The following is a 7,494-nucleotide window of genomic DNA, read 5'->3' as shown; positions in this document are numbered from 1 at the left end:
TGATTGAATCACACAACGCCACAGACATGAACCCCGTTATGGGGACACGACCTAGACCGCGGGATACCGAGGACCGACGACACACAGCTTTGGAGGTTGCGCCCGAGCATCATCCGGCCATTGGCCGGGGAGGGCGAGGGCAGGCGTGTCGTCACATTGATCAAACGGAAAGGGAGTTATGCGTTTGAAATCGTTCAAGTCAAGATTCGCAAGCATGGCACTCGTTGTTGGAATGGCAGCCGGTATCGCAAGCCCGGTTTTTGCCGATGACAGCAAGGTGCTGCCAATCGCCGCACAGATGTTTACACTGCGCGACGCGGGGACACTTGAGGAACAGTTTTCCATCCTCAATCGTGCTGGTGTAGCCGCGGTGGAAACGGTGGATATGCAGAAGGTCAGTGCCGATGAACTGAACGCACTGCTGGAAAAGCACAAGATCAAGGTTATTTCCTCACATGTGCCGATCGACAAGCTGCGTGGCAATATCGATGAGGTGATTGCCGAACAGAAAGCCGTGGGAAACCCGGTGGTGACGGTGCCTTACCTGAAGCCTGAAGATCGTCCAACCGATGCCGCTGGCTGGATTGCCTTCGGCAAGGAACTTGGCGGTTATGCCGACAAGCTTTCGGAAGCCGGTTTTGCCATGTCCTACCACAACCATGACTTTGAAATGGTCAAGTTCGACGGCAAGACTGCCCTTGAACTGCTGCTTGATGCAGCTGGTCCAAAACTGCAGAGCGAACTCGACGTTGCCTGGGTTGCACGCAGCGGCAACGATCCTGCCGAGTTCCTGGGAACGCTGAACGGCCGGGTCTTTGCCATTCATGCCAAGGACAATGCCCCTGCGGGCACAGCTGAAAATGAACGCGGTTTTGCAACACTTGGAACCGGTGTTCTCGACTGGACTACAATCCTGCCAGCGGCCAAAAAGGCCGGTGCAAAATGGTTCATCCTTGAACACGACCTTCCGCTTGATGCCGAAGCTGTCCTGACCAAGGGCAATGCGTTCCTGAACGAACGCCTTCCGACAATTCAGTAAGTCCGACCCGTAAACCGACAATCGCTTCCCGGCGGTCGTTCCGTCGGGGAGTACACGGTTTGACAGACGGAAACAGAGGTTCCCGCCGCACCGCGACGGGGAGTGGACCGTCTCGTCGATTTTTTACCCATGTACCAATCGGAGGAGTTAACATGGCAGACAATCATTACGACGCGATTGTTGTCGGCTCAGGCATAAGTGGAGGCTGGGCTGCAAAGGAACTCACGGAAAAAGGTCTGAAAGTTCTGCTGCTGGAGCGCGGCAGAAACATTGAACACGTGACCGACTATCAGAACGCCGACAAGGAAGCCTGGGATTATCCCCATCGCAACCGCGCCACCCAGGAAATGAAGGAGAAATATCCGGTCCTCAGCCGCGATTACCTGCTGGAAGAGGCCACGCTCGGCATGTGGGCCAATGAGCAGGAGACGCCTTATGTCGAGGAAAAACGTTTCGACTGGTTCCGTGGTTATCATGTCGGTGGCCGTTCACTGCTTTGGGGACGCCAGACCTATCGCTGGTCGCAGACCGATTTCGAAGCCAATGCAAAGGAAGGCATCGCGGTCGACTGGCCCATTCGTTATCAGGACATTGCTCCCTGGTATGATTATGTCGAACGTTTTGCTGGCATTTCCGGTAGCCGCGAAGGTCTGGACATTCTTCCTGATGGCGAGTTCCTGCCACCCATTCCGCTTAACTGTGTGGAAGAGGATGTCGCACGCCGGCTGAAAACCGCATTCAAGGGCACACGACACCTCATCAATTCGCGCTGCGCCAACATTACGCAGGAGCTTCCCGATCAGGATCGCACGCGCTGTCAATTCCGAAATAAGTGTCGGTTGGGCTGTCCCTTCGGCGGCTATTTCAGCACGCAGGCCTCAACTTTGCCTGCGGCGGTCGCCACCGGCAATCTCACCCTTCGCCCATTCTCGATCGTGAAGGAAATCCTTTATGACAAGGACAAGAAGAAGGCGCGTGGCGTAGAGATCATCGATGCCGAAACGAACCTGACCTATGAATACACGGCCGATGTCATCTTCCTGAACGCTTCGACGCTGAACTCAACTTGGGTGTTGATGAATTCGGCGACCGATGTCTGGGAAGGTGGTCTTGGCAGCAGCTCAGGCGAACTCGGTCACAACGTCATGGATCACCATTTCCGCATGGGTGCGAGCGGCGAAGTGGAAGGCTTTGAGGAATTCTACTTCAAGGGTCGTCGTCCGGCTGGCTTCTATATCCCGCGTTTCCGCAACACCGGTGCCGACAAGCGCAATTATCTGCGTGGCTTCGGTTATCAGGGATCTGCCAGCCGTTCGCGCTGGGAGCGGGAAATTGCCGAACTGAACATCGGGGCTGACTACAAGGATGCTCTGACCCAGCCAGGCAAGTGGACCATTGGCATGACCGCCTTCGGTGAAATGCTGCCTTATCACGACAATCGCGTGAAGCTGGACCAAAACAAGAAGGACAAATGGGGCCTTCCGGTTCTGTCGATGAATGTCGAAATGAAGCAGAACGAACTCGACATGCGTGAAGACATGGTCAACGACGCCGTTGAAATGTTCGAGGCGGTTGGCATCAAGAACGTCAAGCCCACGCGTGGAAGTTACGCTCCCGGCATGGGCATCCATGAAATGGGAAGCGCCCGTATGGGGCGTGATCCGAAAACCTCTGTCCTCAACGGCCAAAATCAGGTCTGGGATGCACCGAATGTCTTCGTGACCGACGGTGCCTGCATGACCTCGGCCGCCTGCGTTAATCCGTCTCTTACCTACATGGCTCTGACGGCGCGTGCTGCCGACTTTGCCGTTTCGGAACTGAAGAAGGGGAACCTGTAATGAACAGACGCGAACTTCTGAAAATGATTGCGGTTGCAACCGGCCTGCCCTTGGTCGGTGCGGATATTGCCTTTGCCACGCAAAATGCGGCCACGGGGGAAGCAAAAGACCATGTGTTCAGCGAGGAGGATATTCACTTTCTGGACGAAGTGGCTGAAACGATCATTCCGCGAACCTCGACGCCCGGGGCCAAGGATGCGGCTGTCGGCGCATTCATGGCGGTCTACGCGGCCGATTGTTATACGCAAGAGCAGAGAACATCGTTCCTATCTGCCATTTCGATCATCGAAGACCGTAGCCGCGCGGATCACAAGAAACTGTTCCTTGACCTAACAAGCGCGGAAAAGCAGGCGGTGCTGTCAGCACTGGACAAGCAGGCAAAAGCCGAACAGACACCGGCCAAGCCGCACCCCTTCACACTGGTCAAACAATTGACCCTGTTCGGTTTCTTCACCTCGCAGATTGGTGCGACAGAGGTGCTCGTCTACGACGAAATCCCCGGTGAATTTGACGGTCGTGTTCCTTACGAAAAGGGCACGCCCGCCTGGGGAACCACCTGAGTTTACATCAATCCGACCCGCCCGATTTTTGTGGGCGGGTCGCCTCCAGATGCAAAACGAGGATGATAAAATGCGTCACAGACTATTCTTCGCGGCAGTGGCTTTGATCGCAGGTGCCGCTCCTGCCCTCTCAGAGGGCGATAGCGCAAAGGGTGAGATGGTGTTCAAACGCTGTTCCGCCTGTCATGCGGTCGGTGAAGGGGCCAAAAACAGGGTCGGCCCGCAGCTTAATGGCATCATAGGCCGCACGGCCGGTACCGCCCCCGATTACAATTACTCAAACCAGATGAAAGAGGCTGGAAGCAACGGGCTGGTATGGAGCGCCGACGAGTTGCGGGATTTCCTGAGCGCGCCCAAGAAAAAAATCCCCGGCAACAAGATGGCGTCTGCGGGAATAAGCAAACCAGCTGATCTGGACAATCTGATCGCCTATATCGAGAGTGCGACAAAAACTGCTGAATGATGGCAAGTGCACTGCATCATCGCAGAGATGTGATGTCAGCGCGCAGATCAGTGCGTCAAAACACGGCAAGGTCGGCAGTCGCTGGCCTTGCCTTCCCAAGAAGCCTCGTCCAGTCTTGAAGATGCGTTGACGGTTTTACCACGCTGCTAATGGCGTACGTGAATGTTCACGCTCCTGTAACGTATTCGGGGAGGGACCTGTGCCAGTATTGATATTTGTCAAAATCCACACTAGCATTTTCAGCATTCAATCCCGTTTTTGAGCACTTCAGCCGCCGTTTAAGAGTGAATCATCTTGAGTACAGCGGATGTTGAGCATCATGTCGTTCTTTCATCGCAACTCAGTCGCGAGGACAATTACGAGCATTGGCGAACAAGCATTGCCAGCCTGTTCGACGCGACGCCAATCACCAATGATTTTGAAGAGTTCAGTGCCGATCTGGCAACCTATAATCCCGGTCAATTCCTGGTTGGAAAGTCCTCTGCCAGCGCACAGCAGTTTGACCGCACAAACGCGCTGGTATCTGCGACAGCCGTCGATCATCTGCTGGTTCAGCTCTACGTAAAAGGCGAATGCGCCTATAATGCCGACGGTGGTTAAGGAAAGGGTGTCGCTGGCGACATCGTCTGTTTTGATCTTAGTCGCCCGATGCAATCCCACACCAATAATATGGACATCATCAGCCTTGTTATCCCGCGGCAGATGATGCAACTGATGCCGCAGGTGGTGGACAACCTACATGGGGCACGTGTTGAGGGTTCCTCGACGCTTGGCGTTATTCTTGGTGAATATATGCAGTCCGTGGCGCGGCTCGCACCAACAATGGGTCAGGCGGACGGTCAGCTCCTGGTGGGGTCAACGTCCGCGCTTTTGTCCAGCGCATTTTCCGGTGCCGTGACCACCAGGTTCGAGGCGCTGACGCAGGTCAACCTTCAGGCGATCCAGACATTCATCGAACGCAATCTGACCAATCTGTCGCTATCGACGGACATGATCATGCATCAATTTGCCTTGTCGCGGTCTGCGCTTTACCGGCTGTTTGAGCCGGTGGGTGGCATCGTTGAATATATTCGCGAGCGTCGGCTAAAGCTTGTCCGGCTCAAACTTGCCTCGGTCGGCAACGGGCGAGGTGCGGTCGCAAAATTGGTCTATTCCAGCGGATTTTCCAATGAAGAGACGTTTTCGCGCGCCTTTCAGCAATATTTCGGTATTCGCCCTAGTGAAGCCATTCGGGATGTCGGGGCCGCCACGCAGCTGAAGATGATGCTCGATAGTCATGCCGACAACTGGCTACATGGCTGGATGGATAAGCTGCAACTGCGCCAGTATGGATGATGTGCTACGCCCTTGATCATCAAGGGCAAGGAGCTGTCCAGCACGTCTTATTTGGTTTTAGCATTTTGCTCTGAACCGCTTCAATCCGCATACTATCCCAATCTACCCGCTCATCGTCCCAAGCGATCGTTGCCCGCTTTATTTCCTGCCGACAACAGGGCACGACCTTGGCCGATTGTTGCCTGGTATAAGCATTGCTGCCTGCCACATGGCGGTTGGGTTTTTCCGGTATGGTCACATTTAAGGGGTGGAAAAAATCAAATTTGACGCAGGCTGCCATGAAATCCACGCGCTTTTTGATGAGAAGGGCGCCGGATATGAGGAAGTGAAGCAAGGATCAGACATGCCAGAACAGGCTCTATTATCGCTCTATGCCCATAATGAACCGTCGCCTGCCGTCGTAATTGCAGACAGGGAGCCACATTATTGTTGGTTCTGTTACGACCAGCATTCGGGCTTTGGTGAAGAGCGTGACGCAGGGCACGAACAGGGTGATCGCCAGCAGATAAGGTTCTTCGACTGGTTCTGGCAGTCGCTTTAAACCTTGGAGCGAAATCAGATATTTTGAAGTCCTCCCGCCGGCTGATCAGCAAGGCGGGAGGTTTGTTTTTGATGGGCCGGATCAGGCGCGGCGGCTTGTCAGCCCAAGCAGGTGATAAAGTGCAATCACGCCGATGGTTGCCGTGCCGATACCATCAAGCGTGAAGCCTGCGATCTGCAGCTTGAAATTACCGGCACCGAGAACCAGCGCCACACCAACCGTGATGAGGTTGCGCGGCTCGGAAAAATCAACCTTGTTTTCCACCCAGATACGGCCTGCTGTCGCGGCAATGAGGCCGAAGACAACGATGGAAAGACCACCGATGACCGGGCCCGGGATTGTCTGGATCAGCGCGCCGAATTTCGGCGAAAATCCGAGAATGATGGCAACTGCCGCAGCAACCAGGAACACCAGCGTCGAGAAGATGCGGGTAACGGCCATCACACCCATGTTTTCGGCATAGGTTGTCATGCCGGTGCCACCAAAAGCGCCGGAGAACATGGTGGCAATACCGTCACCGATGAAAGCCCGGCCGAGATACGGGTCGAGATTGCGATCCGTCATCGCGCCGATTGCCTTGATGTGTCCGAGGTTTTCCGCAACCAGAATGATCACCACAGGAGCGATCAGCGTGATTGCCGAAGCCGAGAACGACGGTGCGGTGAAATGCGGCAAGCCGAACCATGCAGCAGCGGCTACGCCGGAAAAATCGACCGGAGTGCCAAGGCCAAAACCATTCGTCACAACCATGTAAGCGATATAGGCCACCGCGCCGCCGATCAGGATAGGCAGACGCCGCGCCATGCCTGGCGCATAAACCGCCACGACACCAACCGCAACAAAGGTGGTAATCGCAATCCAGCGGGACAGTTGATCCCCATCCGGGCTGTTTGGCCCCGTGCCGGAGGCGCTGGATACCGCAATTGGTGCCAGAACCAGACCAATGGCTGCCACGATGGCGCCGGTCAGAACCGGTGGCATCAGGCGCTCGATCCAGCGGTGACCGACAAACATCACGAGCAGGCCAATCAGCGTGTAGAGTGCGCCAGCCGCGATGATGCCACCAAGTGCAAGCGATATGTCAGGATTGGCAGCGCCAGCTGCAGCCCCAGTCGCAACCAGAACAGGACCGATAAAGGCAAAGGATGAGCCGAGATAGCTCGGGACCCGACCGCCAACGGCGATGAAGAAAATCAGTGTCGAGATGCCGGAAAACAGGATCGATACGTTCGGATCGAACCCCATGAGAATTGGCGCAAGTACCGTCGAGCCAAACATGGCCACAACGTGCTGAAAGCCAAGCACCACTGTTTGCCCCGTCGGCAACCGTTCATCAGGAAGGATGCGCCCTTCCGTCTTCAACCGCCACCGCGGAAAATACCCGCCAGTTTCACCCATTGTCTGCCCCATTCGGTTTGACATCACCGTACACCTGCGAAACGGGTCCACAGAGGTTGCAATGGTGATGTGAAATTACTTTTGATCTGTCTGTGAGGCGTCGATATCGATTCGACGCTAGCCCTCAAAAGGCTTTGATAATGCGATTGATGACCAGTGTCATCGGGCCAGGCCGGTTTCCCACAACAACACATGCTCATGTCCGATAGGACGAACGTTATTTACCCGCCAAACGATAGCGACCGGTCGTGTGGAGCGGTTTCAGGCTAGGGTCAGGACCCATTGATTTGAACTGACGGCTGTGATTCAGATGGGCGTAT

At 55.2% G+C, this 7,494-nt stretch carries 8 protein-coding genes; 7 read left to right on the top strand and 1 reads right to left on the bottom strand.

What is annotated here, in order from left to right; genetic code table 11:
* Nucleotides 1–184 precede the first annotated feature (184 nt).
* The 7 genes from RT613_RS23470 to RT613_RS23440 all read left to right on the top strand — a co-directional run bounded on the left by RT613_RS23470 (nucleotide 185) and on the right by RT613_RS23440 (nucleotide 5,776).
* Nucleotides 185–1,039, top strand: coding sequence for a sugar phosphate isomerase/epimerase (locus tag RT613_RS23470; RefSeq protein ID WP_313618777.1), 855 nt, complete (start codon nucleotides 185–187; stop codon nucleotides 1,037–1,039).
* Between the two features lie 152 nt (nucleotides 1,040–1,191).
* Nucleotides 1,192–2,877 (top strand): GMC family oxidoreductase, encoded by a 1,686-nt coding sequence (locus RT613_RS23465; RefSeq protein WP_313618774.1) that lies wholly within the window; start codon nucleotides 1,192–1,194, stop codon nucleotides 2,875–2,877.
* Nucleotides 2,877–3,437, top strand: coding sequence for a gluconate 2-dehydrogenase subunit 3 family protein (locus RT613_RS23460; protein WP_313618773.1), 561 nt, complete (start codon nucleotides 2,877–2,879; stop codon nucleotides 3,435–3,437). The genes RT613_RS23465 and RT613_RS23460 overlap by 1 nt, the downstream gene beginning before the upstream one ends.
* 70 nt (nucleotides 3,438–3,507) lie before the next feature.
* On the top strand, nucleotides 3,508–3,900 hold the full coding sequence (locus RT613_RS23455; RefSeq protein ID WP_313618776.1) for a cytochrome c family protein: 393 nt from the start codon (nucleotides 3,508–3,510) through the stop codon (nucleotides 3,898–3,900).
* A 294-nt stretch (nucleotides 3,901–4,194) separates the two neighbouring features.
* A complete protein-coding gene (locus RT613_RS23450) occupies nucleotides 4,195–4,500 on the top strand; it encodes a hypothetical protein (protein ID WP_313618772.1) in 306 nt (101 codons plus the stop codon).
* A gap of 114 nt (nucleotides 4,501–4,614) precedes the next feature.
* Nucleotides 4,615–5,235, top strand: a complete 621-nt coding sequence (locus tag RT613_RS23445) for a helix-turn-helix domain-containing protein (RefSeq protein ID WP_409558891.1) — start codon at nucleotides 4,615–4,617, stop codon at nucleotides 5,233–5,235.
* Between the two features lie 343 nt (nucleotides 5,236–5,578).
* The gene (locus tag RT613_RS23440; protein WP_313618771.1) at nucleotides 5,579–5,776 is read left to right on the top strand and encodes a hypothetical protein; all 198 of its coding nucleotides are present in this window, start codon (nucleotides 5,579–5,581) and stop codon (nucleotides 5,774–5,776) included.
* Between the two features lie 81 nt (nucleotides 5,777–5,857).
* On the opposite strand, the gene RT613_RS23435 is transcribed toward RT613_RS23440, so the two are convergent.
* Nucleotides 5,858–7,174 carry a solute carrier family 23 protein gene (locus RT613_RS23435; protein ID WP_313618770.1) on the bottom strand — a complete coding sequence of 439 codons (1,317 nt, stop codon included), beginning with the start codon at nucleotides 7,172–7,174 and terminating at the stop codon, nucleotides 5,858–5,860.
* Nucleotides 7,175–7,494 lie beyond the last annotated feature (320 nt).

The organism is Agrobacterium sp. (genome assembly GCF_032092815.1).
Taxonomy (GTDB): Bacteria; Pseudomonadota; Alphaproteobacteria; order Rhizobiales; family Rhizobiaceae; genus Agrobacterium.
The sequence above is the reverse complement of the archived record's forward strand: the minus strand, read 5'-3'. Positions and strand labels throughout refer to the sequence as shown.